Raw genomic sequence first — 26,825 nt, forward strand, 5'->3', positions numbered from 1 at the left:
GCTTCATAAATGATTAAGGTACTTACTATGTCAATGTTATCAATTTTGCTTTCTAATCAAGAGGCTCCAACCCAGTGGGGAAAAGACGCACTGCTGAGCTTCTCAGATAATACTATTACTATTCACTATAAAGCTGAACGTCGTTTGGATATGATTCAACGTGCAGGGCGAAAGCTAGATAGCCAAGAAATCAATTCAGTTAAGTTAGTTGGCGAAGATTGGGATCTTGAAGCTTGTTGGCATTTTTGGTTAGGTTATCGTAATGCTAAAAAAAGCGCTGAAGTAATTGGGCCAAAACTTGATACTAAAGACGAACAAGAATTGGAACATCGCTTAGAGATTATTGATTGGTGTCGGGATATTGTTAATGAGCAAGCCGAGACATTAAGCCCTGTTGAGTTAGCGGTAAGAGCCGCTAAGTTAATTAGTACTTACTCGTCTGATGTTGATCATAGAATTATTTCAGGCGAAGCTTTAAAAGAACACAATTATATGGGGATCTATACGGTAGGTAAGGGATCGGATAGGCCTGCCGCTTTTCTTGAACTTGATTATAATCCGACTAAAAACCCTAAAGCGCCAATTGTTGCTTGTTTAGTCGGTAAAGGTATTACCTTTGATTCTGGTGGCTATAGCTTAAAACCAAGTAGCTTTATGGAATCAATGCGTGCTGATATGGGAGGCGCTGCACTAGTAACGGGTGCTTTAGCCTTGGCGATTGCAAGAGGGTTAAATCAGCGTATCAAGCTTTATTTGTGTTGTGCCGATAATTTAGTGAGCGGTAATGCATTTAAATTAGGCGATATTATTCATTACCGTAACGGTAAAACGGTAGAAGTTAATAACACCGATGCTGAAGGACGACTTGTGTTAGCTGATGGTTTAATTTGTGCCGATAATGACAAACCACATTATATTATTGACTGCGCAACCCTTACAGGTGCGGCAAAAATTGCGGTGGGTAATGATTATCAATCATTACTTACATTTGATGATAACTTTGCTAACCAATTGTTAGCTAGTAGCCATATTGAAAATGAAGCATTCTGGCGATTACCATTAGCAGAATTTCACCGTTCTCAATTCCCATCATCGTTTGCCGATATGGCAAACTCAGGATTGCCTAATACCGCAGGAGCCAGTACCGCTGCGGCCTTTTTATCACATTTCATTGAAAATTATCAGAAAAATTGGCTACATATCGATTGTTCAGCAACATTCCGTAAAAGCGCCACCGCCTTATGGGCAGCAGGGGCAACAGGAGTAGGGATTAGGACGGTTGCTAATTTGCTTAGTCACCTTAAATAATCTCTAAATTTATCAGAAAGCTAAAAAAGCCACTGTAAAAGTGGCTTTTTATTTATTAAGCAAGTATTAATGTTTAATTGCTTTCAATCACCACAGCTTTTTTAATATAAATAGGCTCAACAGGTACGTTTTGATGGGGTCCCATACGTTTAGTTGGAACAGCGACGATTTTATCGGCAACGTCCATCCCTTTAATTACTTTACCGAATACGGCATAGCCATATTGTTCTGGTGATTGGTAATTAAGAAAATCATTATTGACAACATTGATAAAAAATTGGCTAGTTGCACTGTTTATATCACTGGTTCTTGCCATTGCAATTGTGCCGCGCTCATTTTTTAAGCCATTATTCGCTTCATTTTTAATCGGTGGGTTATTGTCTTTGAATTTTAGTTGATCATCAGCACCACCACCTTGAATCATAAAACCAGGAATGACTCGGTGAAAAGTTAGATTTTCATAAAAACCACTATTAACATAATCAAGAAAGTTTTTCGTAGTGATCGGTGCGTGTTCGCTGTCTAATTCAAGTTCAATATCCCCCATGCTGGTTTGTAATAATACTTTGGTATCAGCTAAAGCAACGGTAGAAAATAAAGCGAGTAATGCTGTAATAAATAGCATTTTGATTTTTTCCATATATTAATTCCTTTATCCTGTGGAAGTTGGCTGATTATACTGGATATTTGATTATTATAAATAACTATTATGAAAAATTAGGTAATTTTTTGTGTTGTAACTCGCAGACGTATTTTCTTGTATACAACGTAAGTAATATTTCTATTGTATTAATGTGTCTTGATAATTTCGAGTAGGCAAAGTGGCACTCTTATAGCCAATTGTTGTTTTGGGTTGCTACCGTTTTATATTAACACGTTATATTATCTGAAATTTTTTACAAACAGTTTATTAAATCTTATGCGATGTGTTTTGTGTGATATGCCTTTATTTTTGCTCCATCATGGCATTTGTTGTCAGTGTGTTAAAAATCTACCTAAATTTTATAAGGTTTGTCATCGATGCTGTTTACCGCATTCTTTATCGACTGATATCTGTTATCGATGTCGGGCAAAGCAACCGCACTGGGATGAGTTGATAGCTGTGTCTGATTATATTAATCCATTAAAAAAATTGGTTCATCATTTTAAGTTCTACAGTAAAATTGAATTAAATATTGCATTGGCAAGATTAATGTTTTTGGCATGGTATCAACGACGAGAAGCAGGTGCTTTAATTAAACCTGATTTGGTGACTTGTGTGCCGTTACATCACATTCGCTACTGGTCTCGAGGTTTTAATCAAGCCGAGTTATTGGCAAAACCGATTGCTAGATGGCTAAATTGTGATTTTTACCCTCATTTGTTATCTCGTAAGCAAAATTTACGTGATCAAAAAAATCTATCTCTTACCGAAAGAATTACGAATGTCGAAACACTTTTTATGTGTCGCCAAGATCTCTCGCACAAATCGGTAATGCTTATTGATGATATTGTCACAACTGGTAATACAATTAATGCCATTAGCCAACAATTAAAAAAATGTGGTGCAACAAGCGTTCATGTTGTTTGTTTGTGCCGTACAGTATTGTAAAATCCTAAACAATCCCTATAATAACCAAGAAAGTTAGTCAACTATTATAATAAATGATGTTAGGTCTATTTGTACCTAATTACATTACTGTGAGGGGTTATGTCTATTATCACTATTTCTGAATCAGCTCAACAGCACTTTAAAAAATTGCTTGCTAATCAACCGGATGGAACACAAATTCGGGTGTTTGTTATGAACCCAGGCACACCAAGCGCAGAATGTGGGGTTTCATATTGTCCAGCTGATACAGTAGAAGATAGCGATATAGAAGAGAAATTTAATGATTTTTCAGTTTTTATCGATGATATTAGTGCACCATTTTTAGAAGAAACTGTCATTGATTATGTGACTGATGAGTTAGGGTCACAATTGACATTAAAAGCGCCAAACTCGAAAATGAAAAAGGTGGCTGATGATGCCCCATTAATTGAACGCGTTAATTATGTGATTCAAGCTCAAGTTAACCCACAATTGGCAAACCATGGTGGGCATGTGAGCTTAGTTGAATTGACAGAAGATAACTATGCTATATTGCAATTTGGTGGTGGTTGTAATGGTTGCTCAATGGTTGATTACACTTTAAAAGAAGGCATTGAGAAACAATTAATGGCAGAGTTTCCTGAACTGGCAGGTGTTAGAGATATTACAGAACACCAAGCTGGCGCCCATTCTTTTTGCTAAATTTGAAAGAAAATAATTTTTACTTAGACCTTGCTTATTGCTAGGATTAAGTCATAATCGGTTGATGTTTGCCATTTGACATTATGATGGGGTTTTATGAATCAAGTTAGTATTATTTCAGATCTTATCGTTTGGATTGAAAGGAATTTGGAACAACCATTATCTATTGATCATGTTGCACGAAAATCAGGTTATTCAAAATGGCACTTACAACGCATGTTTAAAGAAGTTACTGGTCAGGTTCTTGGTACTTATATTCGTCATCGCCGTTTAACTTATGCAGCGCTTGCTTTACGTATGACAAGTAAGCCTATTTTAGATATTGCAATGCAATATCGTTTTGATTCTCAGCAAACATTTACCCGATCTTTTAAAAAACAATTTAATGAAACGCCAGCAAGTTATCGTCGAGGAGAATATTGGGATCCTACAGGGTTAACACCAGCTATTGAGCTAAATAAAAATCAGCTTTTATTGCCTGAGCCAAAATTTGTTAATATGCCAAAACAAACTTTTTGGGGAATTACCTATAAAAATAATTGTACATTAAGTCGATTGCTAGATGAAGAAATTAAACTCCGAGAGCAGTTTTTTAATAATTATTTATCTCGCTGTACACACAAAAATCAGAATCTACCCGATAAAATTTATGCATTTAATCAGATCTTAAAAAGTAAAGATAATGACAATGAGCGAGATCTTTTTTATACCATTGCCTTAGATCAGAATAATAATCTTGAGTACATAGAACAATTTGTAAGTGAGGGTGGTTTATATCTTTGTTTTAAATATATTGGCGCTCCTGATGAGTTTAGAGATTTTATTTCGCAAGTGCATTTAGCCGCGATGCCAGCGTTAAAGGTACGTTTGCGCAGTTCCAGTTGTGTAATTGAAATTCATCATAATCATCATAATGACATTACTGAATCGATTAAGAATATTACACATATGGAGTGTGATTATTGTGTGCCGGTTGTCACAGAAAGTGAAGTCAATATCCAACCAAATTTATAGCGACTAAATGTGTTATAACAAGATCTAAAAAGCAGTAGATAGATATTGACCGATGTATTTAGTTATCTGAGTTTAGTAAAATATTTTCTAACCATTTTTTGAATTCTGGAGTTGCCTCTTTAAGGCTATTTGATCCCCTAGTTACTGTTGCAATCCCAATTTTAAGTTGCTCTTTGAGCTGGCGCTGATTGGTTGAACCATCAAGTAATGAATGTATAATTTTAACGCGAGTAATTAAAGCGTCGCGTTCATCAGCCGTCATTAATAACTTTAATATATCAAGTGAATAACCATCGTTAAATGCTTGGTGTAATAGTTCAACGGTTTGTTTCCATTCTTTAGTTTTCATTGTAATCACCATTAATATTGTTGATTAAATTCATTGGGATTAAGAATATTGACATCTTTCTTTCCTAAGATTGTTTGATAAATATAATCATATACCAATACGTTTTTTACGTAATTACGTGTCTCTGTAAACGGTATGCTTTCAATAAATGCGACTGCGTCAAGTTTACCATTACTGTTATTAAGCCATTTTTTTACACGATTAGGGCCAGCATTATAAGCTGCTGAAGATAATATACGATTATTACTATTTTGTAGGTAAACGGTATTTAGGTAAGAAGTGCCTAATTCTATATTGGTTTTAGGATCAAACAATTGTGCCGATGAGACATAAGTCACTGTATCTACTTTTTTAGCTGTTTCTTTTGCTGTCGCTGGCATTAATTGCATTAACCCGCGAGCACCAGCCGGCGATTTGGCGGTGCTATTAAGAGCACTTTCTTGACGAGATATCGCTAAAGCATAAGAAAGCGGAATACTTTTATTTTTTAATGCATTGTTATATAAGTCTTTATACATAACGGGTAAACGTTCCGTCCAGTTATTCCAAAGCTTGCCAACAATGGTTGCTTGAATGCTAAGATCCCCCCATCCTTTTTGTAAGGCATATTGAGATAATGTTAAGTATTCACTTTTATTTGTTTGGTGATTCAACATATAACGCCATTCGTTACTTAATTCTGATACCATACCAAAATAACGTAATTCGTTAATTCTTTTTACATAAGGTTGATTGTCATATTTGGCTTTTAATGTTGATATTTCTGCTTGTGTAATCTTTGGCGATTGGTTTTTAAGTAAATAAGGTTGGTTAAGTGTTTGTGCACTTATCATGCCATAAAACCCACGTTTGTTTGTGAGCGCTTGTAAAATTTTATTAGCTTCATTTGTTTGTTTATTATTGAGTAATACTCGAGCTTGCCAGTATTGCCATTCTTCTTTTAATTGATCTTCTGGTGATAATTGCGCTAGCCAATAGGCAATATCAGAAAAGTTATAGGTATCTATGGCAAGGCGGATACGCTTTTCGACCAATGCCGTATCATGATATTTAGTAATATAGCTATCACGCCATTTTATTTGTTCATTAGTAGCGGAATCTTTAAAGTAGCTGTTGGCTAAACTCTTTTGTAATTCAGCTTGCTCTATTTCAGTTAACGCCTGCTGTTTAACTAATTTTGGCAATAACAATGCAGCTAAATTCATATCAGTTTTTACTAAGCGAGGGAATGATGCTAAGACTACTTTTTTAGTGAAGGTGCTAGCTTTAATATTTTTTGAAAAATCCTCTAACTTTTTGGGATTATCAAGTACAGCGAGTAAATTGATTTTAGTTGTTTTGTTGTTGTCATCAAGTAGGTTCGTTAAATATTTGGCCAATTTTAAATTATTTGCTTCAATAGCAAGTTCAATGCGTAATAGTATTAAATTAGCTGTTCGTTTACCTGCTTGAGTCCAAGCGTTGATTAATGGATCACATGCAGAAGGAAGCTCTTTGCCAGTCTTCCAAAATGATTCGGTAGTACTAAAGGTAGCTTGGTTATTTCCTTGTTGTAGTAATGCATACTGATAGCGACAATTAGAGAGAATAGAATTATCTTTTGGAAAAGAAACGATTGAATTCCAGTCTTGACGAGAACTTAGTTCTGTTAGATAAGATTGTATTAGTGAGTCTGTTAATGGAAAGTCCTTATATTGGTTAACAAAGTCACTTACCATTTCAGGTGAAACCAATTTGATATTTTTTTGAAAAAACTGTACAGCAGCATAAGGATATAATGGATAATTTTTTATGCTAGAAAGCAATATTTGTTGGTCTTCAAAATTAAGCGATTGATAGGAATTAAGCCATTTTTGATAATGTTCTCGTTGCTCCTTTTGCGACCTGTCTGCGTAAACACTACCTGTGTAAATACTACATGTACAAAGTAGGCATATTATCAAAAAATAACGTAATACTAATTTCATCCCTTAACTCCTATATTAATTTAGTTCGTTAGATTAGCATATTCTGTTACGATTCGTCGATAATCAACTAACGGCTTAATTCCTACTAAAATACTCAACTAAATACTTGACTAAATTAAACGGATATATACAATAAAGCGATAACGCATAGGGGAATGATTAATGAAATTGACATCAAAAGGACGATATGCGGTGACAGCAATGCTTGATGTTGCATTACATGCTGATTCAGGGCCTGTATCACTTGCAGAGATTTCAGAACGTCAAGAAATTTCACTTTCTTATCTTGAACAATTGTTTGCTCGTTTACGTAAAAATGGCTTAGTACAGAGTGTTAGAGGTCCTGGTGGCGGTTATATATTGAGTCGCTCTATGGATCAAATTGCGATTAGCTCAATTGTTAAAGCTGTTGATGAGACAGTGCATGCAACAAAATGCCATGGGCAAGATGGATGCCAAGGTGGTGTGAGATGTTTAACTCACACATTGTGGAATGAACTAAGTGAGCGGATTGAGGACTTTTTAACTAGCATTACGTTAAGTGAATTGGTTAATGATAAAGAAGTTAAAGCCGTTGCTAGCCGACAAAGTAATATACAACACGTTCAGATCAATTAATAAAAATAGAATATAGAATTTGTCATTGGGAGTGATTAATGAAACTACCTATTTATATGGATTATGCAGCGACAACCCCTGTTGATCCTCGAGTTGCTGAAAAAATGATGCAGTATTTAACCCTTGATGGGGTTTTTGGTAACCCAGCATCTCGTTCTCATAAATTTGGTTGGCAAGCGGAAGAAGCAGTTGATATTGCTCGCAATCAAATTGCTGATCTTATTGGTGCTGATTCACGAGAAATTGTTTTTACATCTGGTGCAACCGAGGCGGATAATTTAGCGATCAAAGGCGCTGCTCATTTTAATCAAGCAAAAGGTAAGCACATTATTACTTGTAAAACTGAGCACAAAGCTGTGCTTGATACTTGTCGCCAGCTTGAGCGAGAAGGTTATGAAGTAACTTATTTAGCACCGGAATCTAATGGTATTCTTGATCTAGATAAGCTTGTTGCTGCAATGCGTAGTGATACAACTGTTGTATCTATTATGCATGTTAATAATGAAACTGGTGTTATTCAAGACATCGAGAAAATTGGTGAAATGTGCCGTGAACGGGGCATTGTCTTTCATGTTGATGCAACACAATCTGTAGGTAAATTACCCATTGATGTGGCCAAGTTAAAAGTTGATTTAATGTCATTTTCTGGTCATAAGATTTATGGCCCAAAAGGAATTGGTGGACTTTATGTAAGACGTAAACCTCGTGTGCGAATTGAAGCGCAAATGCATGGCGGTGGTCATGAGCGCGGTATGCGCTCAGGCACGTTACCTGTGCACCAAATTGTCGGCATGGGTGAAGCGTACCATATAGCCAAAGAAGAAATGGCAGCTGAAATGCCTCGCCTTTTAGCGCTAAAAAATCGTTTATGGAATGGGTTAAAAGATATCGAAGAAGTTTACCTTAATGGTTCTTTAGAACACAGTGTTCCAAATATTTTAAATGTGAGTTTTGCATATATTGAAGGTGAATCGCTTATGATGGCTTTAAAGGATTTAGCGGTTTCATCTGGCTCGGCGTGTACATCTGCGAGCTTAGAGCCTTCTTATGTGCTACGTGCATTAGGGCTCAATGATGAGCTTGCACATAGCTCAATTCGTTTTTCATTGGGTCGATTTAGTACTGAAGAAGAAGTGGACTATGTGATTAAATTAATTAAAAATTCTATTGATAAATTAAGAGATTTATCGCCACTTTGGGAAATGTTTAAAGATGGTGTTGATTTAACAAAAATTAAATGGTCAGCCCATTAATATTAGGAGCAAATTATGGCATACAGTGAAAAAGTTGTTGATCATTATGAAAACCCTCGTAATGTAGGTTCTTTTGATCAAAATGATCCTAATGTCGGTAGTGGCATGGTTGGGGCGCCTGCGTGTGGCGATGTAATGCGTTTACAAATCAAAGTGAATGATAATGGCATTATTGAGGACGCTAAGTTTAAAACCTATGGTTGTGGTAGCGCAATTGCATCAAGCTCTTTAGTAACCGAATGGATTAAAGGTAAATCATTAGATGAGGCCGAAGCGATTAAAAATACGGATATTGCTGAAGAGTTGGCTTTACCGCCTGTTAAAATTCACTGCTCGATCTTAGCCGAAGATGCGATTAAAGCAGCAATCGATGACTATAAAACGAAAAAAGGACAACGTTAATGGCAATCACATTGACTAATAGCGCTGCTGATCGTGTTCAAGCTTTTCTGGCTAATCGTGGAAAAGGTGTTGGATTACGATTAGGTGTTAAAACATCCGGTTGCTCAGGTATGGCCTATGTTTTAGAGTTTGCCGATGTGATTAATGATGATGATAGTGTTTTTGAAGATAAACATGTCAAAGTTATCGTGGATAAAAAGAGCTTAGTTTATATTGATGGTACTGAACTTGATTTTGTTAAAGAAGGATTAAATGAAGGTTTCAAGTTTAATAATCCTAATACAAAGCACGAATGCGGTTGTGGCGAAAGCTTTAATGTGTAGTTGGACTAGTTATGGTTAATTACTTCGAGCTATTCAATTTACCACCTCAATTACCGGTGGATGTAGCGCTGTTAACAACTCACTATCAGCAGTTACAACGGCAATACCATCCAGACAATTTTGCTGTTGCAACCGATAGTGATAAAGTGGCAATTGTGCAAAAATCAGCAGCGATTAATGATGGTTATCAAATCTTAAAAAATCCAATTAAAGCTGCGGAATATTATCTATCTTTGCAAGGTTTTGATGTTGCCACAGAAAAAAATATCATTCATGATGCCGATTTTTTAATGGAGCAATTTGCTTTACGTGAGAAGCTTGATAGTATTGAAAACCAAGCTAATTTTCAAGCATTAGATGACTTTCATAAAGAAATTATCGAACGTGAAAAAATGGTATATAACCAACTATTACAACTCATAGTAAAACAAGACATAGTAAAACAAGATTGGCAAAGTGCGCTTAATCAAATCTATAAGCTTCGTTATCTAGCTCGATTGATTGAACAAATCGAAAAGTTACAAGACAAACAATTTGATTTATAATTTACGATAAGTGATGAATCAATAGAGATAGATTAAATGGTATTATTACAAATTAGTGAACCAGGACAAACACCAATGCCACATCAGCGTCGCATTGCAGTGGGTATCGATCTTGGTACAACTAATTCACTCGTAGCAACGGTTCGTAGTGGGCAAGCCGAGGTTTTACCCGATTTGCAAGGTGATTCATTGTTGCCATCGGTTGTACATTACGGCGTTGATCATGATGATAACCCTGTTATTACCATTGGTAAATATGCCAAATCCAATGCTATAAATGATCCTCAAAATACGGTTAGTTCTGTTAAACGATTAATGGGCAGAAGTTTAGCAGATATAGAACAATCCCATTTTCCTTATACCTTTTCGCAAACAGAAAGTGGTGTCCCGTTATTAAATCTGCCTAATGGTCAGGTCAATCCAGTACAAGTCTCTGCTGATATCTTGATTGCACTCGCCGAACGAGCAAGAGAAAGTTTAAACGGTGAAATTGATGGTGCTGTGATAACTGTGCCAGCTTACTTTGATGATGCCCAAAGACAAGCAACTAAAGATGCAGCAAAATTAGCTGGTTTACATGTGCTTCGCTTATTAAATGAACCAACTGCCGCCGCCATTGCTTATGGCTTAGATTCTAAAAAAGAAGGGGTCATTGCTGTTTATGATTTAGGTGGCGGAACTTTTGATATTTCGATTCTTCGCCTAAATAAAGGCGTTTTTGAAGTGCTAGCAACCAGCGGTGATTCTGCTCTTGGTGGCGATGATTTTGATAGGTTGCTTGCTGATTATATAAAAAAGGAATTTGGATTAACCGATAATATAGATCCTATTATTAATCAAAATATTAGTAATCAAGCGACGGATATAAAAATATTACTGAGCAATGAAGATGCTGCTATATTTACACTTAATAATCAATCATTAACTATTACTCGTCAGCATTTTCAACAATTAATAGAGTCATTAGTTAAACGCACTTTGGCTGTTTGCCGTCGGGCGTTAAAAGATGCGCAAATAGGCGTGGATGAAGTGCTTGAAGTCGTTATGGTTGGTGGTTCTACTCGCGTACCGTTAGTAAGAGAATTAGTTGGTGATTATTTTAAAACCCAGCCGTTAACGTCTATTGATCCAGATAAAGTTGTTGCTGTTGGAGCTGCCATTCAAGCGGATATATTAGTAGGGAATAAATCTGATTCTGATATGTTGCTACTTGACGTTATTCCATTGTCTTTAGGGATTGAAACTATGGGGGAATTGGTCGAAAAGATTATTCCTCGTAATAGCACTATTCCATGTGCAAGAGCGCAAGAATTTACCACTTTTAAAGATGGTCAAACAGCCATGATGATTCATGTTTTGCAAGGTGAGCGTGAAAGTGTTGCCGACTGTCGCTCCTTAGCTCGGTTTACGTTAAGGGGAATTCCTGCTATGCCTGCTGGTGGTGCACATATACGGGTGACTTTTCAAGTTGATGCCGATGGTTTATTAAGTGTTACAGCGATGGAAAAATCAACTGGTGTAGAAGCTACAATTCAAGTTAAGCCCTCTTACGGTCTGACCGATAAAGAGATTGCGACCATGATTCAAGATTCAATTAGTCATGCACAGCAAGATAAACAAGCCAGAATGCTTGCTGAAAAAAGAGTTGAAGCAGCACGCGTGCTAGAGAGTTTACAAGGCGCTTTAGACAAAGATGCTGATTTATTAAACGATAGCGAACTTAGCCAAATTTTAGTCGCTCAGCGCCAATTGCAAATAGCACGCGAGTCAGATGATAGTGATGCAATTGAAAAGCACATTAAAATTGTTGATAGTGTGACACAAGATTTTGCCGCTAGACGAATGGATAGGTCAATCCATCGTGCCTTAGCTGGCCATAAAGTTGATGATATTTAACTAACGAGATTATTATGCCAAAAATTACTTTTTTACCCAATGCCGATCTTTGCCCTGAAGGAAAAACTGTTGAAGCGCAGGAAGGTGAATCTATTTTAGACGTGGCATTGCGCAATGATATTGAAATCGAGCATGCTTGTGAGATGTCTTGTGCTTGTTCTACATGTCACTGTATTGTTCGTAAAGGGTTCGAGTCACTAGAGGAAAGTGATGAGCAAGAAGATGATATGTTAGATAAAGCCTGGGGAGTTGAGCCTCATAGCCGTTTAAGTTGTCAAGCTCGTGTAGCGAATGAAGATCTAGAAGTCGAAATTCCAAGATATAGCCTTAATCACGCCAAAGAAGATCATTAATTAATAGTCAGAATGATTACCTATCTATAATTTGATGTAAAGAATAATATTAAGCTTGGTGATTCGTTTTAAATTTCATAATTTTGAACCGATAATCAAGCGAACAGCCATATCTTTCGATTCTAAATATCTGTATTTATTTCTTGCCGTTAGTTAATTAACAGAGTATAATCAGCCCACTTTGTTTATTGCCTTTATATAAACAAATGATGAAAAGATATAATTTCTACAACAGAAAATAGCTAATTATATCGACAATACTCCCGATTTGGGGGTTACGAAAAAGAACGGATTACACTCTCCTGTCAATCGAAACAGGGAAAGAGGAGTAGTCTTTTGTTATAACTTTTAAATAATGGAGCTCTGGTCTCATGTCGAACCAAAGAATCCGTATCCGGTTAAAAGCGTTTGATCATCGTTTGATTGATCAATCAACTGCTGAAATTGTAGAAACTGCGAAGCGCACAGGTGCGCAGGTTCGTGGTCCTATTCCATTACCGACACGCAAAGAGCGTTTTACTGTATTGATCTCTCCGCACGTTAACAAAGATGCGCGTGATCAGTATGAGATTCGCACTCATAAGCGTCTAGTTGATATTGTTGAGCCAACTGAAAAAACAGTTGATGCTTTAATGCGTCTAGATCTTGCTGCCGGTGTTGATGTGCAGATCAGTTTAGGTTAATCCTAGGCTGAATGATTGAGAGGTCGAAACAATGATTGGTTTAATCGGTCGTAAAGTAGGAATGACACGAATCTTCACTGAAGAGGGTGTTTCTATTCCTGTCACCGTAGTAGAAGTTCAAAGTAATCGTATTACTCAAGTTAAAACCCTTGAGAATGATGGTTATCAAGCTATTCAGGTTACTACTGGCAGTAAAAAAGCAAGCCGCGTAAATAAACCTGAAGCAGGTCATTTCGCTAAGGCTGGCGTTGAAGCTGGTCGTGGTCTATGGGAATTCCGTTTTGAAGAAGGTGAATTTACTGTAGGTCAAAGTATTAACGTTGATATTTTTACTGACGTTAAAAAAGTTGATGTTACTGGAACATCTAAAGGTAAAGGTTTTGCTGGCGTGACTAAACGTTGGAATTTCCGTACTCAAGATGCGACTCATGGTAACTCTTTGGCACACCGTGGTCATGGCTCTATCGGTCAAAACCAAACTCCGGGTAAAGTGTTTAAAGGTCGTAAAATGGCAGGTCACTTAGGTAATGAACGTGTAACAGTTCAAAACTTAGATATTGTGCGTGTTGATGCAGAACGTAACCTTTTATTAATTAAAGGTGCAGTTCCTGGTGCAATCAATAGTGACGTAATTGTTAAACCGGCAATCAAGGCTTAACGTCGAGGAGATAGAGATGGAATTAGTAGTAAGAGACGCGCAAGCGCTTTCTGTTTCCGAAACTACCTTCGGACGTGAGTTTAATGAAGCGTTAGTTCACCAAGTAGTTGTTGCTTATGCATCTGCTGCTCGTCAAGGCTCACGCGCACAAAAAACTCGTGCAGAAATCGCTGGTTCAGGTAAAAAACCATGGCGTCAAAAAGGCACTGGTCGTGCTCGTTCAGGTTCTATTAAGAGCCCAATTTGGCGTAGTGGTGGTGTAACATTTGCAGCAAAACCACAAGATCATAGCCAAAAAGTTAACCGTAAAATGTATCGTGGTGCATTAAAGAGTATTTTCTCTGAATTAGTGCGTCAAGAACGTTTAGTTGTGGTTGAAACATTTACTGTTGAAGCACCTAAGACTAAATTATTAACTCAGAAATTGAATGATATGAATCTTAATGATGTTCTTATTATCGCTTCTGAAGTTGATGAAAATCTTTTCTTAGCAGCACGTAACTTGCATAAAGTTGATGTGCGTGATGTAGCAGGTATTGATCCAGTTAGTTTGATTGCATTTGACAAAGTGGTTATCACTGTTGATGCCGTTAAACAAGTAGAGGAGATGTTAGCATGATTCGTGAAGAGCGTCTGCTTAAAGTCCTGCGAGCACCACATGTTTCTGAAAAAGCATCTATTTCAATGGAAAAAACAAATACATTAGTATTGAAAGTTGCTAAAGATGCTACTAAGAGAGAGATTAAAGCCGCAGTTGAACAACTATTTGAAGTTAAAGTAGATGACGTTAATACACTTGTTGTTAAAGGCAAAGTTAAACGTCGTGGTCAACAAATCGGTCGCCGTAGCGACTGGAAAAAAGCTTACGTTACTTTAGCAGAAGGTCAAAATTTAGACCTTGCTGGCGTCGCTGAGTAATTCGGAGGAGTAAGAACAATGGCAGTTGTTAAGTGTAAACCTACATCTCCGGGTCGTCGCCACGTTGTTAAAGTGGTTAACCCAGAGTTGCATAAAGGTAAGCCTTATGCACCGTTGCTTGATTCAAAAAGCAAAACTGGTGGTCGCAATAATAATGGTCGAATCACTACCCGTCATATCGGTGGTGGTCATAAGCAACATTATCGTATTGTCGACTTTAAGCGTAATAAAGATGGTATTCCAGCAGTTGTTGAACGTTTGGAATATGATCCAAACCGTAGTGCAAATATTGCATTGGTTTTATATAAAGACGGTGAACGTCGTTATATTTTAGCGCCTAAAGGCTTAAAAGCAGGTGATCAGATCCAATCTGGTGTTGATGCATCAATTAAAACAGGTAACTGTTTACCAATGCGCAATATTCCAGTCGGTTCTACCGTGCATAACATTGAAATGAAACCAGGTAAAGGCGGACAACTTGCTCGCTCGGCTGGTAGCTATGTGCAAATCGTTGCACGTGATGGTGCTTATGTAACATTACGTCTACGTTCAGGTGAAATGCGTAAAGTATTATCTGATTGCCGCGCCACTATTGGTGAAGTGGGTAACTCAGAACATATGCTTCGCGTACTAGGTAAAGCGGGTGCAACGCGTTGGCGTGGTGTTCGTCCTACTGTTCGTGGTACAGCAATGAACCCGGTAGACCATCCACATGGTGGTGGTGAAGGTCGTAACTTTGGTAAACATCCTGTGTCTCCATGGGGTCAAAAAGCCAAAGGATTGAAAACGCGTAGCAACAAACGTACTGATAAGTATATTGTTCGCCGTCGCAATAAGAAATAATTAATATAGAGGATTAGCTATGCCACGTTCTCTCAAGAAGGGTCCTTTTATTGACCTACACTTGCTGAAGAAGGTAGAGAAAGCGGTGGAAAGCGGGGACAAGAAACCAATTCGTACTTGGTCCCGTCGTTCAACGATCTTTCCTAACATGATCGGTTTGACCATCGCTGTCCATAATGGTCGTCAGCACGTTCCAGTTTATGTTTCCGATGAAATGGTTGGTCATAAATTGGGTGAATTCGCGCCGACTCGTACTTATCGCGGTCACGCAGCTGATAAGAAAGCTAAGAAGAAATAAGTAGGAGAAAGAGATGGAAACAATTGCAAAGTACCGCCACGCTCGTTCTTCTGCACAAAAAGTTCGCTTAGTTGCAGATCTTGTTCGCGGTAAGAAAGTGTCTCAGGCACTAGATATTTTAACGTACACCAATAAAAAAGCGGCTGTACTTGTTAAAAAAGTATTAGAGTCTGCTATTGCTAATGCAGAGCATAACGATGGTGCTGATATTGATGATCTAAAAGTTGCGAAAATTTTCGTAGACGAAGGTCCAACCATGAAGCGCATTATGCCTCGTGCGAAAGGTCGTGCAGATCGAATTTTGAAGCGTACGAGTCACATCACCGTGATCGTCTCAGATCGCTAGGCTGGAGAATAGCAATGGGTCAAAAAGTAAATCCAAATGGTATCCGATTAGGCATTGTCAAGCCTTGGACATCTACATGGTATTCGGGTACAAAGACATTCGCTGATAATTTAGAAAGTGATTTTAGAGTGCGTGAATTCTTAAATAAAGAATTAGCTCAAGCGTCAATCTCTAAAATTGTGATCGACCGTTCAGCAGAAACTAACGTTCGAATTACTATTCACACCGCTCGTCCAGGGATTGTGATTGGTAAAAAAGGTGAGGACGTTGAAAAATTACGTAATGCCGTAGCTTCTATTGTCAATAAATATAAAGACAAAAAAGAGAAGCGTGATGTTGCGGTACAAATTAATATTGCAGAAGTTCGCAAACCAGAACTTGATGCAAAATTAGTTGCTGACAGCATTACTTCTCAGTTAGAACGCCGTGTTATGTTCCGTCGCGCTATGAAACGTGCGGTACAAAACGCAATGAAAGCGGGTGCTAAAGGTATCAAAGTTGAAGTAAGTGGTCGTTTAGGCGGCGCTGAAATTGCTCGCAGTGAGTGGTACCGTGAAGGTCGTGTGCCTTTACATACCTTACGAGCTGATATCGACTATGGATTGTCTGAAGCATTAACTACCTATGGTATTATTGGTGTTAAAGTGTGGATCTTCAAAGGTGAGATCCTTGGTGGTATGGCTGCCGTTGAACAAGCAGAAAAACAACCTGCTGCTCAACCGAAAAAGCAGCGCAAAGGCCGAAAACAATAAGGAGCGTCGCTGATGTTACAACCAAAGCGTACAAAATTCCGTAAAGTGCACAAGGGCCGCAATCGTGGTCTTGCTGTAAGTACTGATGTTAGTTTCGGTACATTCGGTCTTAAGGCTGTAGGTCGTGGTCGTTTGACTGCGCGCCAGATCGAAGCGGCACGTCGTGCAATGACTCGTGCAGTTAAGCGTCAAGGTAAAATCTGGATTCGAGTTTTCCCTGATAAACCAATTACTGAAAAACCACTTGCAGTGCGTATGGGTAAAGGTAAGGGTAACGTTGAATACTGGGTTGCTCAGATTCAACCAGGTAAAGTCCTTTATGAAATGGACGGTGTACCGGAAGAAGTTGCTCGTGAAGCATTTGCGTTGGCAGCTGCAAAACTGCCAATTAAAACCACCTTTGTGATTAAGACGGTGATGTAAATGAAAGCAAAAGAGCTACGCGAAAAAAGCGTTGAAGAGTTAAATACTGAACTTCTTAATTTATTACGTGAGCAATTTAACTTACGTATGCAATTAACTGGAGGTCAGTTAACACAGACTCATATGTTAAAACAAGTGCGTCGTAATATTGCACGTGTTAAAACGTTATTAACTGAGAAGGCGGGTGCGTAAATGACTACTGAAGTAAAAATTCGTACTCAGCAAGGTCGTGTTATTAGCGACAAAATGGATAAATCTATAACTGTAGCTATTGAACGTAAAGTGAAGCATCCGTTATATGGTAAGTTCATTAAACGTACGACTAAATTGCATGTACATGATGAAAACAACGAGTGTGGTATTGGTGATACTGTAGAAATTAAAGAGTGTCGTCCATTATCAAAAACCAAATCTTGGACTCTTGTTCGAATCGTTGAAAAAGCAGTTATTTAATCTTTTTGATTGAAAACTGTACATAATATAATAAACGGCTTAGTAGCCGTTTATTTTATGCTATCCATTTTATGTGAGTGGTGTTATACTATACGCCCCACATAAGTGGGTTTTTGGTTGTCTATTCTTATCCATGGTAGTTGAGGTGGATGAAGGTAGATTAGACAATAATTTATTTATACGGAGCATTAAAATGATCCAAGAACAGACTAGGCTAGATGTTGCCGATAACTCTGGCGCACGTAGTGTAATGTGTATCAAGGTTCTCGGTGGCTCGCACCGTCGTTATGCAGCGGTAGGTGATATCATCAAAGTTACCATTAAAGAAGCAATTCCTCGTGGTAAAGTTAAGAAAGGTGATGTGCTTAAAGCTGTTGTAGTGCGCACTAGAAAAGGTGTTCGTCGTCCTGATGGATCTGTCATTCGTTTCGATCGTAATGCTTGTGTTATTTTAAACAATAACAGTGAGCAACCGATTGGTACGCGTATTTTTGGACCGGTCACTCGTGAACTTCGCTCTGAGAAGTTTATGAAGATCATTTCATTAGCACCAGAAGTACTGTAAGGAGCGGGTAATGGCAGCGAAAATCCGTCGAGAAGATGAAGTTATCGTGTTAACCGGTAAAGATAAAGGTAAGCGCGGTAAAGTAAAAAGCGTTTTGTCTACAGGTAAAGTGATTGTTGAAGGTATTAATTTGGTGAAAAAACACCAAAAACCAGTACCTGCATTAAATCAAGAAGGTGGAATTGTTGAAAAAGAAGCAGCAATTAATGTTTCTAACGTAGCAATTTTCAACCCAGCTACAGGCAAAGCAGATCGCGTAGGCTTTCGTTTTGAAGACGGTAAAAAAGTCCGTTTTTATAAGTCTACTAATGAATTAATCAATTAAGTAATTTGGAGTGTACGATGGCGAAACTGCATGATTACTACAAAGCACAGGTAGTAAATAAACTGCAAGAACAGTTTGGCTACAAATCTGTCATGCAAGTCCCTCGGATCGAAAAGATCACCTTGAATATGGGTGTGGGTGAAGCAATTACTGATAAGAAATTATTAGATAATGCTGTTGCAGATTTAGCAGCAATCAGTGGTCAAAAACCACTTGTCACTAAAGCGCGCAAATCAGTTGCTGGTTTTAAAATCCGTCAAGGGTATCCTATTGGTTGTAAAGTCACTTTACGTGGCGAACGTATGTGGGAATTTTTTGAACGTCTAGTTTATATTGCTCTTCCTCGTACTCGAGATTTCCGCGGTTTAAGCGCAAAATCTTTTGATGGTCGTGGTAACTATAGCATGGGTGTTCGTGAACAAATCGTTTTCCCTGAAATCGATTATGATAAAGTTGATCGTGTTCGTGGTTTAGATATTACTATCACAACTAGTGCACAATCAGATGAAGAAGGCCGAGCTTTATTATCTGCCTTTAACTTCCCATTTCGTAAGTAAGGTAGGGCATAATGGCTAAACAATCAATGATTGAACGCGATAAGAAACGCGTAAAGCTAGCAGAAAAATATTTTGCAAAGCGTCAAGAATTAAAAGCGATTATCTCTGATCTTAATGCATCAGATGAAGATCGTTGGAATGCAGTGCTTAAATTGCAAACGCTTCCTCGTGATTCTAGTCCATCACGTCAACGTCGTCGTTGTCGTCAAACTGGTCGTCCTCATGGCGTCCTTCGTAAGTTTGGTTTAAGCCGTATTAAGGTTCGTGAGTCAGCCATGCGTGGTGAGATTCCTGGTCTTAAAAAGGCAAGTTGGTAATCAGGGGAGTGTTATAGATGAGCATGCAAGATCCTATAGCAGATATGTTGACCCGTATTCGTAATGGTCAATCTGCGAATAAAGTTGCAGTCACCATGCCTTCCTCTAAGCTAAAAGTGGCAATTGCCAATGTGCTAAAAGAAGAAGGTTATATCGGGGACTATAAAGTTGTTGGTGACACTAAGCCAGAATTGGAAATTACTTTGAAATATTTCCAAGGCAAAGCTGTTGTAGAAAGTATTAAACGTGTTAGCCGTCCAGGTTTACGTATTTATAAGCGTAAAGATGAATTGCCAAAAGTTATGGCTGGATTAGGTATCGCAGTTGTTTCTACTTCTAAAGGTGTTATGACTGATCGTGCAGCACGCCAAGCGGGTCTTGGTGGTGAAATTATCTGCTACGTAGCGTAAGGGAGAAAAAAATGTCTCGTGTTGCAAAAGCACCTGTCGTTGTTCCTGCTGGCGTAGAGGTAAAACTCGATGGTCAGGTAATTACGATTAAAGGTAAAAATGGCGAGTTATCTCGCACAATAAATAATGCTGTTGTGATTAATCAAGAAGAGGGTCAAATTAAATTTGCTCCTCGCGATGGCTTTGCTGATGCTTGGGCTCAAGCTGGTACGGCTCGTGCATTGATTAATGCGATGGTTATTGGTGTTACTGAAGGTTTTACTAAAAAACTTCAGCTAGTTGGTGTCGGTTATCGTGCACAAGTTAAAGGTAATGCAATTGGTTTATCTCTTGGATATTCACATCCAATTGAACATCAATTACCTGCAGGTGTGTCAGCTGAATGTCCTTCTCAAACTGAAATTGTACTGAAAAGTGCTGATAAACAGTTAATTGGACAAGTGGCTGCAGATATCCGTGCTTATCGTCGTCCTGAACCTTATAAAGGTAAAGGTGTTCGTTACGCAGATGAAGTTGTGCGTACTAAAGAAGCTAAGAAAAAGTAAGGTAACACTATGGATAAGAAATCAGCTCGTATCCGTCGTGCAACTAAAGCGCGTCGCAAGATGCATGAATTACTTGCAACTCGCTTGGTAGTTCACCGCACTCCGCGTCATATTTATGCGCAAATTATCGCACCAAACGGATCAGAAGTACTGGCAGCCGCTTCTACATTAGAAAAAGCTATCAGTGAAAGTTTAAAATACACCGGAAACAAAGATGCAGCAGCGGCGGTTGGTAAAGCAATTGCAGAGCGTGCATTAGCGAAAGATATCAAAGAAGTTTCATTTGATCGTTCAGGTTTCCAATATCATGGTCGAGTTCAGGCGCTAGCAGATGCTGCTCGCGAAGCTGGCCTACAGTTCTAAGGTAGGAGTTAAAGATGTCAAACATCGAAAAACAAGCTGGTGAACTGCAGGAAAAACTAATCGCAGTTAACCGAGTTTCTAAAACCGTAAAAGGTGGTCGTATTTTTAGTTTTTCTGCACTAACAGTTGTTGGTGACGGTAATGGCCGCGTAGGTTTTGGATATGGTAAAGCACGTGAAGTGCCAGCAGCAATTCAAAAAGCAATGGAAAAAGCACGTCGTAATATGATTAATGTTGCTTTAAACAACGATACTTTACAGCATCCAGTTAAAGGTGCTCACACAGGTTCTCGTGTTTATATGCAACCAGCATCAGAAGGTACTGGTATTATCGCTGGTGGTGCGATGCGTGCCGTTTTAGAAGTTGCTGGTGTTCGTAACGTTCTAGCTAAAGCATATGGTTCTACTAACCCAATTAATGTGGTTCGTGCAACTATTGATGGCTTAGAAAATATGAAATCACCAGAAATGGTTGCTGCTAAGCGTGGTAAAACCGTCGAAGAAATTTTGGGGTAATTAACCATGGCAAAAACAATTAAAATTACACAAACCCGTAGTTCTATTGGTCGTCTACCGAAGCATAAAGCAACGTTAGTTGGATTAGGATTACGTCGTATTGGTCATACTGTTGAGCGTGAGGATACTCCTGCAATTCGCGGTATGGTAAACCAAGTTTATTACATGGTTAAAGTTGAGGAGTAATAGTAATGCGTTTAAATACTTTATCTCCTGCTGAAGGTTCAAAGCATGCACCGAAACGCCTAGGCCGAGGAATTGGTTCTGGGTTAGGTAAAACAGGTACTCGTGGTGTTAAAGGTCAAAAATCTCGTTCAGGTGGTGGCGTTCGCCGTGGCTTTGAAGGTGGTCAAATGCCTTTATATCGTCGTTTACCAAAATTTGGTTTTACCTCACGTAAAGCTTTAGTTACAGCTCAAGTTCGTCTTTCTGATTTGATGAAGGTTGAAGGCGATATTGTTGACTTAAATAGCTTAAAAGTTGCAAATGTGATTAATTCACATATCGAATATGCAAAAATCATGTTATCTGGCGAAGTAACTAAACCAGTAACTGTTCGTGGTATTCGAGTAACTAAAGGTGCTAAAGCTGCAATTGAAGCTGCTGGCGGAAAAATTGAGGAATAATTAGAAAGATGGCAAAGCAACCAGGATTAGATTTTCAAAGAGCACGAAGTGGTAGCGGTGAGCTTACAAGACGCTTAATGTTTGTGCTTTTAGCGCTTATTGTTTTTCGTCTAGGTTCTTATGTTCCAGTTCCTGGTATTGATACTAAAGCGTTATCGGACTTACTAGCAAAAGCATCTTCAAATGGTATTGTTGGTATGTTCAATATGTTCTCTGGTGGTGCTTTAAGCCGTGCTTCAATTTTTGCTTTAGGGATAATGCCTTATATTTCTGCATCGATTATAGTGCAGCTATTAACTACAATTAGTCCTAAATTGGCAGAATTGAAGAAAGAAGGTGAATCAGGTCGTAAGAAAATTAGTCAGTATACGCGTTATGGCACATTAGGGTTAGCGATAGTGCAGGCTGTTGGTATTGCGACTGGTTTACCTAATCATCCAGAGTATGGTCATGTAGTGATTAATCCTGGATTTTCTTTCTATTTTATTGCATCGGTTAGCTTAGTTACTGGCACTATGTTTCTTATGTGGCTAGGTGAGCAGATCACAGAGCGAGGCGTAGGCAATGGTATTTCGATCATTATCTTTGCTGGTATTGTGGCTGGTCTTCCTCATGCAATTTATGAAACTATTGAACAAGCTCGTTCTGGTTCACTGCATCCGATTTTACTATTAGTGGTCGCTGCCTTAGTGGTTGGTGTGACTTATTTTGTTGTTTTTGTTGAGCGTGGTCAACGTCGTATTGTTGTTAACTATGCACAGCGACAACAAGGTCGTCGTATTTATGCGGCGCAAAGCACGCATTTACCATTAAAGATTAATATGGCAGGTGTCATTCCTGCAATATTTGCTTCAACAATTGTTATGTTACCATCTATGATGGCTTCTTGGTTCCAAGGAGATGGTGAAGGCTGGAGATATATTATGGTACTTATCTATCAATATTTCTCTCATGATGAACCGTTATATATAATCTTTTTTGTGGCGGCAATTATCTTCTTTTGTTTCTTTTATACAGCATTGGTTTTCAATCCGAGGGAAACAGCAGATCAGCTTAAAAAATCTGGTGCATTTATTCCAGGTATCCGCCCAGGCGAACAAACATCTAAGTATATTGACAAAGTGATGACTCGTTTAACACTAATTGGTGCGATATATATTACTGTTGTTTGTTTGATTCCGATGTTTATGACAAGTGCAATGAAAGTTCCGGTTCAATTTGGTGGAACATCGTTATTAATTGTTGTTGTTGTAATCATGGATTTTATGGCACAAGTACAGACTTTAATGATGCCAAATCGTTATGAGTCAATGTTAAAGAAAGCGAATCTTAAAGGCTACGGTCGATAAGTTAGCCAGAAGTTACGGAGAAAAATATGAAAGTTCGTGCTTCAGTCAAGAAATTATGCAGAAATTGTAAAATCATTAAACGTAATGGCATTGTTCGTGTTATTTGCGTTGAAGGTAAACATAAACAACGTCAAGGTTAATTTATTTAACTAGAAGTTGATTTGCATATTTTACTTGCCAAAGTATAGTAAAGCTGGCTAGAATAGCCAGCTTAGATTTAGTTGTGAATTCACCGTTTGAGTATCCTGAAAACGGGCTTTTCAGTATGGTGAATTTGCTAAACATTAACAATAAAGGAGTGCATAGTGGCCCGTATAGCAGGCATTAACATTCCTGATCAACAACATGCTGTGATTGCTTTACAAGCGATTTATGGTATTGGAGCTACCCGTGCTAAGACAATTTGTTCTGAAGCCGGTATTCCTGAAAATGTTAAGATCAGAGAACTATCTGAAGATCAGATTGAAAAGTTACGTGAACAAGTCGCTAAATTTACCGTTGAAGGTGATTTACGTCGTGAAGTAACTATGAGTATCAAGCGTTTATTAGACCTTGGTTGTTATCGTGGCATGCGTCACCGTCGTGGGCTTCCTGTTCGCGGTCAACGCACAAAGACTAACGCTCGTACCCGTAAGGGACCGCGTAAGCCAATCAAGAAATAATTGAGGTATAATTAAATGGCAAAGACACCTGTTCGTACACGTAAACGTGTAAAAAAGCAAGTTTCTGATGGTATAGCTCATATTCATGCATCATTCAACAATACAATCGTAACTATTACCGATCGTCAAGGTAATGCGTTAGGTTGGGCAACCGCTGGTGGTTCTGGTTTCCGTGGCTCTCGTAAGTCAACACCTTTTGCAGCTCAAGTAGCAGCGGAACGTTGTGCTGAAGCTGTCAAAGATTACGGAATTAAGAATCTGGAAGTTATGGTAAAAGGACCTGGTCCTGGTCGTGAGTCAACAATTCGTGCATTAAATGCTGCGGGCTATCGCATCACTAACATTACTGATGTTACTCCGATTCCTCATAACGGTTGTCGTCCACCAAAGAAACGTCGTGTTTAATTTATTAAACATTGAATGTTTAGGATTATTGGAGAAATAAAATGGCAAGATATTTGGGACCAAAACTCAAATTAAGTCGTCGTGAAGGTACAGATTTATTCCTTAAATCTGGTGTCCGAGCGGTTGACAGTAAATGTAAATTAGAACAAGCTCCTGGGCAACATGGTGCGCGTAAACCGCGTTTATCAGATTATGGTGTTCAGTTACGTGAAAAACAAAAAGTTAGACGTATTTATGGAATTTTAGAACGTCAATTCCGTAATTACTACAAAAGCGCAGCGCGTATTAAAGGCAATACAGGTGAAAACCTACTTGGTCTTTTAGAACGTCGCTTAGATAACGTTGTTTATCGCATGGGATTTGGTGCTACTCGCGCTGAAGCTCGTCAATTAGTTAGTCATAAAGCTGTTCTTGTTAATGGTCGCGTTGTAAATATTGCATCTTACCAAGTTTCACCTGAAGATGTGATTAGTGTTCGCGAAAAGTCAAAAAAACAAGCACGTATTAAAGCCGCTTTAGAGTTAGCTGAACAACGTGAAAAACCAACATGGTTAGAAGTTGATGCTAGCAAAATGGAAGGCGTATTTAAACGCTTACCAGAACGTTCAGATTTATCTGCTGACATCAACGAACATTTGATCGTCGAACTTTACTCTAAGTAAAGTTTAGCACTTAAGAGAGGACATAATGCAGGGTTCTGTAACAGAGTTTTTAAAACCTCACCTAGTTGATGTTGTTCAATACAGCCAAACACACGCCAAAGTGACTTTAGAGCCACTTGAACGTGGTTTTGGTCATACTTTAGGTAATGCACTACGCCGCATTTTATTATCATCTATGCCGGGATATGCAGTAACCGAAGTTGAAATTGACGGTGTTCTGCATGAGTACAGTACTAAAGAAGGCGTTCAAGAAGATGTACTTGATATTTTGCTTAATTTAAAAAAATTAGCAGTGCGTGTACATACTAAAGATGATGTTATGCTGACGTTAAATAAATCAGGTATTGGTGCAGTAACCGCATCTGATATCACTCACGATGGTGATGTTGAAATTGTTAATCCTGATTTAGTAATTTGTCATCTTACTGATGCCAATGCTTCAATTAGTATGCGTATTCGTGTACAACGAGGACGTGGTTATGTCCCTGCTTCTGCTCGCGTTAAGTCAGAAGATGAAGAACGACCAATAGGTCGTTTGTTAGTTGATGCATGTTATAGCCCTGTAGAGCGTATCGCATATTCTGTTGATGCTGCTCGTGTGGAACAACGTACGGATTTAGATAAGCTTGTTATCGATATGGAAACAAATGGGACTATCGATCCTGAGGAATCTATTCGTCGTGCATCAACTATTTTGGCTGAACAACTTGAAGCTTTCGTTGATTTACGTGATGTGCGTCAACCAGAAGTGAAAGAAGATAAACCGGAATTTGATCCAGTTCTCTTACGTCCAGTAGATGATTTGGAATTAACTGTTCGGTCTGCTAATTGCTTAAAAGCAGAAGCAGTTCATTATATTGGTGATTTAGTGCAACGTACTGAAGTTGAGTTACTTAAAACTCCTAATCTTGGTAAGAAATCGCTTACTGAAATTAAGGATGTGCTCGCCTCTCGTGGCTTATCTTTAGGCATGCGTCTTGAGAATTGGCCACCAGCAAGTATTGTTGAAGACTAAGATAAAATTTATATAAGAAGGATAAAGTTATGCGCCATCGTAAAAGTGGTCGTCAACTGAACCGAAATAGCAGCCATCGTCAAGCAATGTTTCGTAACATGACAAGTTCACTTGTTGAACATGAAATCATCAAAACTACATTGCCTAAAGCAAAAGAGTTGCGTCGTGTTGTTGAACCGTTAATTACGCTAGCCAAAAGCGATAGCGTAGCTAATCGCCGTCTGGCTTTTGCTCGTATCCGTGATAAAGATACAGTGAAGAAATTATTTTCAGATTTAGGCCCACGTTTTGCTACCCGTCCTGGTGGTTATGTACGTATTTTAAAATGTGGTTTCCGTGATGGAGATAATGCTCCAATGGCTTATATCGAATTAGTTGATCGCCCTGCAGTAGAAGCAGAAGCAACAGCTGAATAATTATTAAATCATTGCGTATTAAAACCGGCTATATGCCGGTTTTTTATTTTCTCATTTACACTTATTGTAATTATATTTTAAATTATAAAGTGCCAACCTTATTTAAAGTTAGTTGTCAGTTAAATGATGCTAAAGAATTATCAACTAACTAAGGCAGGTGAATAACAATTATCGATGTAAGTATAGTTAGCTAATAATGAGGTGGTGGTGTTTCTTCCGATAAGTTGGCAATATTCGATGATTGTGTTGCTTGTAGCTTTTGGGATAATAAAGTCAATTGCTCTTTTAATTTGCTGATATCTGCTTGAAGGGTTGTTACCATACGGTTTAATTCCTCAATGGTAACTTCTTGAAAAGCAACTTTAGTTTCAAGTAATTCTAGTTGTTGATTCATAAAAACAGGCTTATGTATGCATATA

The 26,825-nt window shown here is 38.3% G+C and carries 43 protein-coding genes; 39 read left to right on the forward strand and 4 right to left on the reverse strand.

The genetic code is table 11. From position 1 onward, the window contains the following. Positions 1-9: 9 nt before the first annotated feature. Positions 10-1,308 (forward strand): aminopeptidase PepB, encoded by a 1,299-nt coding sequence (gene pepB, locus A9G47_RS08575; RefSeq protein ID WP_065642701.1) that lies wholly within the window; start codon positions 10-12, stop codon positions 1,306-1,308. Positions 1,309-1,381: 73 nt separating this feature from the next. Here the strand turns inward: pepB and A9G47_RS08580 are convergent, their stop codons facing one another. Further along, positions 1,382-1,933 (reverse strand): peptidylprolyl isomerase, encoded by a 552-nt coding sequence (locus A9G47_RS08580; protein ID WP_255307135.1) that lies wholly within the window; start codon positions 1,931-1,933, stop codon positions 1,382-1,384. Between the two features lie 477 nt (positions 1,934-2,410). On the opposite strand from A9G47_RS08580, the gene A9G47_RS08585 reads away from it, so the two are divergent. From A9G47_RS08585 to robA, 3 genes are all read left to right on the forward strand, one after another. Next, positions 2,411-2,899 (forward strand): phosphoribosyltransferase family protein, encoded by a 489-nt coding sequence (locus A9G47_RS08585; RefSeq protein WP_176700685.1) that lies wholly within the window; start codon positions 2,411-2,413, stop codon positions 2,897-2,899. A 105-nt stretch (positions 2,900-3,004) separates the two neighbouring features. After that, the gene (gene nfuA / locus A9G47_RS08590) at positions 3,005-3,580 is read left to right on the forward strand and encodes a Fe-S biogenesis protein NfuA (RefSeq protein WP_065579554.1); all 576 of its coding nucleotides are present in this window, start codon (positions 3,005-3,007) and stop codon (positions 3,578-3,580) included. 96 nt (positions 3,581-3,676) lie between these two features. Continuing rightward, positions 3,677-4,594, forward strand: coding sequence for an MDR efflux pump AcrAB transcriptional activator RobA (robA, locus tag A9G47_RS08595; protein ID WP_065567168.1), 918 nt, complete (start codon positions 3,677-3,679; stop codon positions 4,592-4,594). Between the two features lie 58 nt (positions 4,595-4,652). Here robA and trpR read toward each other — a convergent pair whose 3' ends face one another. Continuing rightward, positions 4,653-4,943 (reverse strand): trp operon repressor, encoded by a 291-nt coding sequence (gene trpR / locus A9G47_RS08600; RefSeq protein ID WP_218057077.1) that lies wholly within the window; start codon positions 4,941-4,943, stop codon positions 4,653-4,655. Between the two features lie 11 nt (positions 4,944-4,954). Then, positions 4,955-6,910, reverse strand: coding sequence for a murein transglycosylase (gene sltY, locus A9G47_RS08605; RefSeq protein ID WP_065642702.1), 1,956 nt, complete (start codon positions 6,908-6,910; stop codon positions 4,955-4,957). Positions 6,911-7,072: 162 nt separating this feature from the next. Here sltY and iscR point away from each other — a divergent pair, with 162 nt between their 5' ends. The 35 genes from iscR to rplQ all read left to right on the forward strand — a co-directional run bounded on the left by iscR (position 7,073) and on the right by rplQ (position 26,406). Beyond that, a complete protein-coding gene (gene iscR / locus A9G47_RS08610; RefSeq protein ID WP_065567165.1) occupies positions 7,073-7,528 on the forward strand; it encodes a Fe-S cluster assembly transcriptional regulator IscR in 456 nt (151 codons plus the stop codon). A 38-nt stretch (positions 7,529-7,566) separates the two neighbouring features. Then, positions 7,567-8,781, forward strand: coding sequence for an IscS subfamily cysteine desulfurase (locus A9G47_RS08615; RefSeq protein ID WP_065642703.1), 1,215 nt, complete (start codon positions 7,567-7,569; stop codon positions 8,779-8,781). Positions 8,782-8,796: 15 nt separating this feature from the next. After that, positions 8,797-9,183: a Fe-S cluster assembly scaffold IscU gene (iscU, locus tag A9G47_RS08620; RefSeq protein ID WP_065567163.1), complete on the forward strand. Its 387-nt coding sequence runs from the start codon at positions 8,797-8,799 to the stop codon at positions 9,181-9,183. After that, positions 9,183-9,506: an iron-sulfur cluster assembly protein IscA gene (iscA, locus tag A9G47_RS08625; RefSeq protein ID WP_065561024.1), complete on the forward strand. Its 324-nt coding sequence runs from the start codon at positions 9,183-9,185 to the stop codon at positions 9,504-9,506. Before iscU ends, iscA begins: the two co-directional genes overlap by 1 nt. An 11-nt stretch (positions 9,507-9,517) precedes the next feature. After that, positions 9,518-10,051, forward strand: a complete 534-nt coding sequence (gene hscB, locus A9G47_RS08630; RefSeq protein WP_065567162.1) for a Fe-S protein assembly co-chaperone HscB — start codon at positions 9,518-9,520, stop codon at positions 10,049-10,051. Positions 10,052-10,087: 36 nt separating this feature from the next. Further along, entirely contained in the window at positions 10,088-11,947 is a 1,860-nt protein-coding gene (gene hscA, locus A9G47_RS08635; RefSeq protein ID WP_065642704.1) for a Fe-S protein assembly chaperone HscA, read from the forward strand. Between the two features lie 14 nt (positions 11,948-11,961). Further along, positions 11,962-12,300 (forward strand): ISC system 2Fe-2S type ferredoxin, encoded by a 339-nt coding sequence (gene fdx / locus A9G47_RS08640; RefSeq protein WP_065567160.1) that lies wholly within the window; start codon positions 11,962-11,964, stop codon positions 12,298-12,300. A 371-nt stretch (positions 12,301-12,671) separates the two neighbouring features. Then, a complete protein-coding gene (gene rpsJ, locus A9G47_RS08645; RefSeq protein ID WP_006120582.1) occupies positions 12,672-12,983 on the forward strand; it encodes a 30S ribosomal protein S10 in 312 nt (103 codons plus the stop codon). Positions 12,984-13,014: 31 nt separating this feature from the next. Then, positions 13,015-13,641, forward strand: coding sequence for a 50S ribosomal protein L3 (rplC, locus tag A9G47_RS08650; protein ID WP_065567159.1), 627 nt, complete (start codon positions 13,015-13,017; stop codon positions 13,639-13,641). A gap of 16 nt (positions 13,642-13,657) precedes the next feature. Continuing rightward, positions 13,658-14,260: a 50S ribosomal protein L4 gene (gene rplD / locus A9G47_RS08655; RefSeq protein WP_065567158.1), complete on the forward strand. Its 603-nt coding sequence runs from the start codon at positions 13,658-13,660 to the stop codon at positions 14,258-14,260. Then, the gene (gene rplW / locus A9G47_RS08660) at positions 14,257-14,559 is read left to right on the forward strand and encodes a 50S ribosomal protein L23 (RefSeq protein WP_034885052.1); all 303 of its coding nucleotides are present in this window, start codon (positions 14,257-14,259) and stop codon (positions 14,557-14,559) included. The genes rplD and rplW overlap by 4 nt, the downstream gene beginning before the upstream one ends. An 18-nt stretch (positions 14,560-14,577) precedes the next feature. Continuing rightward, positions 14,578-15,402 (forward strand): 50S ribosomal protein L2, encoded by an 825-nt coding sequence (gene rplB, locus A9G47_RS08665; protein ID WP_065558580.1) that lies wholly within the window; start codon positions 14,578-14,580, stop codon positions 15,400-15,402. A 19-nt stretch (positions 15,403-15,421) separates the two neighbouring features. Then, positions 15,422-15,700, forward strand: a complete 279-nt coding sequence (gene rpsS, locus A9G47_RS08670; RefSeq protein ID WP_024496505.1) for a 30S ribosomal protein S19 — start codon at positions 15,422-15,424, stop codon at positions 15,698-15,700. 13 nt (positions 15,701-15,713) lie between these two features. Next, positions 15,714-16,046 (forward strand): 50S ribosomal protein L22, encoded by a 333-nt coding sequence (rplV, locus tag A9G47_RS08675; protein ID WP_034884235.1) that lies wholly within the window; start codon positions 15,714-15,716, stop codon positions 16,044-16,046. 14 nt (positions 16,047-16,060) lie between these two features. Continuing rightward, entirely contained in the window at positions 16,061-16,798 is a 738-nt protein-coding gene (rpsC, locus tag A9G47_RS08680; protein WP_034884234.1) for a 30S ribosomal protein S3, read from the forward strand. A 12-nt stretch (positions 16,799-16,810) separates the two neighbouring features. Next, positions 16,811-17,221, forward strand: a complete 411-nt coding sequence (rplP, locus tag A9G47_RS08685; protein WP_034911153.1) for a 50S ribosomal protein L16 — start codon at positions 16,811-16,813, stop codon at positions 17,219-17,221. Beyond that, on the forward strand, positions 17,222-17,413 hold the full coding sequence (gene rpmC, locus A9G47_RS08690) for a 50S ribosomal protein L29 (protein ID WP_065567157.1): 192 nt from the start codon (positions 17,222-17,224) through the stop codon (positions 17,411-17,413). Continuing rightward, entirely contained in the window at positions 17,414-17,674 is a 261-nt protein-coding gene (gene rpsQ / locus A9G47_RS08695) for a 30S ribosomal protein S17 (RefSeq protein WP_034911151.1), read from the forward strand. Positions 17,675-17,867: 193 nt separating this feature from the next. Continuing rightward, positions 17,868-18,239: a 50S ribosomal protein L14 gene (gene rplN / locus A9G47_RS08700; protein ID WP_025314392.1), complete on the forward strand. Its 372-nt coding sequence runs from the start codon at positions 17,868-17,870 to the stop codon at positions 18,237-18,239. Positions 18,240-18,249: 10 nt separating this feature from the next. After that, entirely contained in the window at positions 18,250-18,564 is a 315-nt protein-coding gene (gene rplX, locus A9G47_RS08705) for a 50S ribosomal protein L24 (protein ID WP_065567156.1), read from the forward strand. 17 nt (positions 18,565-18,581) lie between these two features. After that, a complete protein-coding gene (gene rplE / locus A9G47_RS08710) occupies positions 18,582-19,121 on the forward strand; it encodes a 50S ribosomal protein L5 (RefSeq protein ID WP_065558584.1) in 540 nt (179 codons plus the stop codon). 11 nt (positions 19,122-19,132) lie between these two features. Continuing rightward, the gene (gene rpsN / locus A9G47_RS08715; RefSeq protein ID WP_025314395.1) at positions 19,133-19,438 is read left to right on the forward strand and encodes a 30S ribosomal protein S14; all 306 of its coding nucleotides are present in this window, start codon (positions 19,133-19,135) and stop codon (positions 19,436-19,438) included. Between the two features lie 17 nt (positions 19,439-19,455). Continuing rightward, positions 19,456-19,848, forward strand: a complete 393-nt coding sequence (gene rpsH, locus A9G47_RS08720) for a 30S ribosomal protein S8 (protein ID WP_065567155.1) — start codon at positions 19,456-19,458, stop codon at positions 19,846-19,848. An 11-nt stretch (positions 19,849-19,859) separates the two neighbouring features. Further along, positions 19,860-20,393: a 50S ribosomal protein L6 gene (gene rplF / locus A9G47_RS08725; protein ID WP_065567154.1), complete on the forward strand. Its 534-nt coding sequence runs from the start codon at positions 19,860-19,862 to the stop codon at positions 20,391-20,393. Between the two features lie 9 nt (positions 20,394-20,402). Then, on the forward strand, positions 20,403-20,756 hold the full coding sequence (rplR, locus tag A9G47_RS08730; protein WP_025314398.1) for a 50S ribosomal protein L18: 354 nt from the start codon (positions 20,403-20,405) through the stop codon (positions 20,754-20,756). Positions 20,757-20,770: 14 nt separating this feature from the next. Then, complete coding sequence (gene rpsE, locus A9G47_RS08735; RefSeq protein WP_025314399.1) at positions 20,771-21,271, forward strand: 30S ribosomal protein S5; 501 nt, start codon at positions 20,771-20,773, stop codon at positions 21,269-21,271. Between the two features lie 6 nt (positions 21,272-21,277). After that, positions 21,278-21,457, forward strand: a complete 180-nt coding sequence (gene rpmD / locus A9G47_RS08740; RefSeq protein WP_025314400.1) for a 50S ribosomal protein L30 — start codon at positions 21,278-21,280, stop codon at positions 21,455-21,457. Between the two features lie 5 nt (positions 21,458-21,462). Next, complete coding sequence (gene rplO / locus A9G47_RS08745) at positions 21,463-21,897, forward strand: 50S ribosomal protein L15 (RefSeq protein WP_065567153.1); 435 nt, start codon at positions 21,463-21,465, stop codon at positions 21,895-21,897. 8 nt (positions 21,898-21,905) lie between these two features. Beyond that, positions 21,906-23,246 carry a preprotein translocase subunit SecY gene (secY, locus tag A9G47_RS08750; RefSeq protein WP_065567152.1) on the forward strand — a complete coding sequence of 447 codons (1,341 nt, stop codon included), beginning with the start codon at positions 21,906-21,908 and terminating at the stop codon, positions 23,244-23,246. 26 nt (positions 23,247-23,272) lie between these two features. Continuing rightward, positions 23,273-23,386: a 50S ribosomal protein L36 gene (gene rpmJ / locus A9G47_RS08755; protein WP_025314403.1), complete on the forward strand. Its 114-nt coding sequence runs from the start codon at positions 23,273-23,275 to the stop codon at positions 23,384-23,386. A gap of 165 nt (positions 23,387-23,551) precedes the next feature. Then, positions 23,552-23,908, forward strand: coding sequence for a 30S ribosomal protein S13 (gene rpsM / locus A9G47_RS08760; protein ID WP_065567151.1), 357 nt, complete (start codon positions 23,552-23,554; stop codon positions 23,906-23,908). 15 nt (positions 23,909-23,923) lie between these two features. Further along, on the forward strand, positions 23,924-24,313 hold the full coding sequence (gene rpsK, locus A9G47_RS08765) for a 30S ribosomal protein S11 (RefSeq protein ID WP_025314405.1): 390 nt from the start codon (positions 23,924-23,926) through the stop codon (positions 24,311-24,313). Positions 24,314-24,354: 41 nt separating this feature from the next. Then, the gene (rpsD, locus tag A9G47_RS08770; RefSeq protein ID WP_065567150.1) at positions 24,355-24,975 is read left to right on the forward strand and encodes a 30S ribosomal protein S4; all 621 of its coding nucleotides are present in this window, start codon (positions 24,355-24,357) and stop codon (positions 24,973-24,975) included. Between the two features lie 25 nt (positions 24,976-25,000). Next, positions 25,001-25,990 carry a DNA-directed RNA polymerase subunit alpha gene (locus tag A9G47_RS08775; RefSeq protein ID WP_065567149.1) on the forward strand — a complete coding sequence of 330 codons (990 nt, stop codon included), beginning with the start codon at positions 25,001-25,003 and terminating at the stop codon, positions 25,988-25,990. Between the two features lie 29 nt (positions 25,991-26,019). Continuing rightward, entirely contained in the window at positions 26,020-26,406 is a 387-nt protein-coding gene (gene rplQ, locus A9G47_RS08780; protein ID WP_065558593.1) for a 50S ribosomal protein L17, read from the forward strand. Between the two features lie 190 nt (positions 26,407-26,596). Here the strand turns inward: rplQ and A9G47_RS08785 are convergent, their stop codons facing one another. After that, positions 26,597-26,800: a SlyX family protein gene (locus A9G47_RS08785; RefSeq protein WP_065567148.1), complete on the reverse strand. Its 204-nt coding sequence runs from the start codon at positions 26,798-26,800 to the stop codon at positions 26,597-26,599. Positions 26,801-26,825: the final 25 nt, after the last annotated feature.

This window comes from Gilliamella sp. WF3-4 (genome assembly GCF_001690275.1).
GTDB lineage: Bacteria > Pseudomonadota > Gammaproteobacteria > Enterobacterales > Orbaceae > Gilliamella > Gilliamella apicola_C.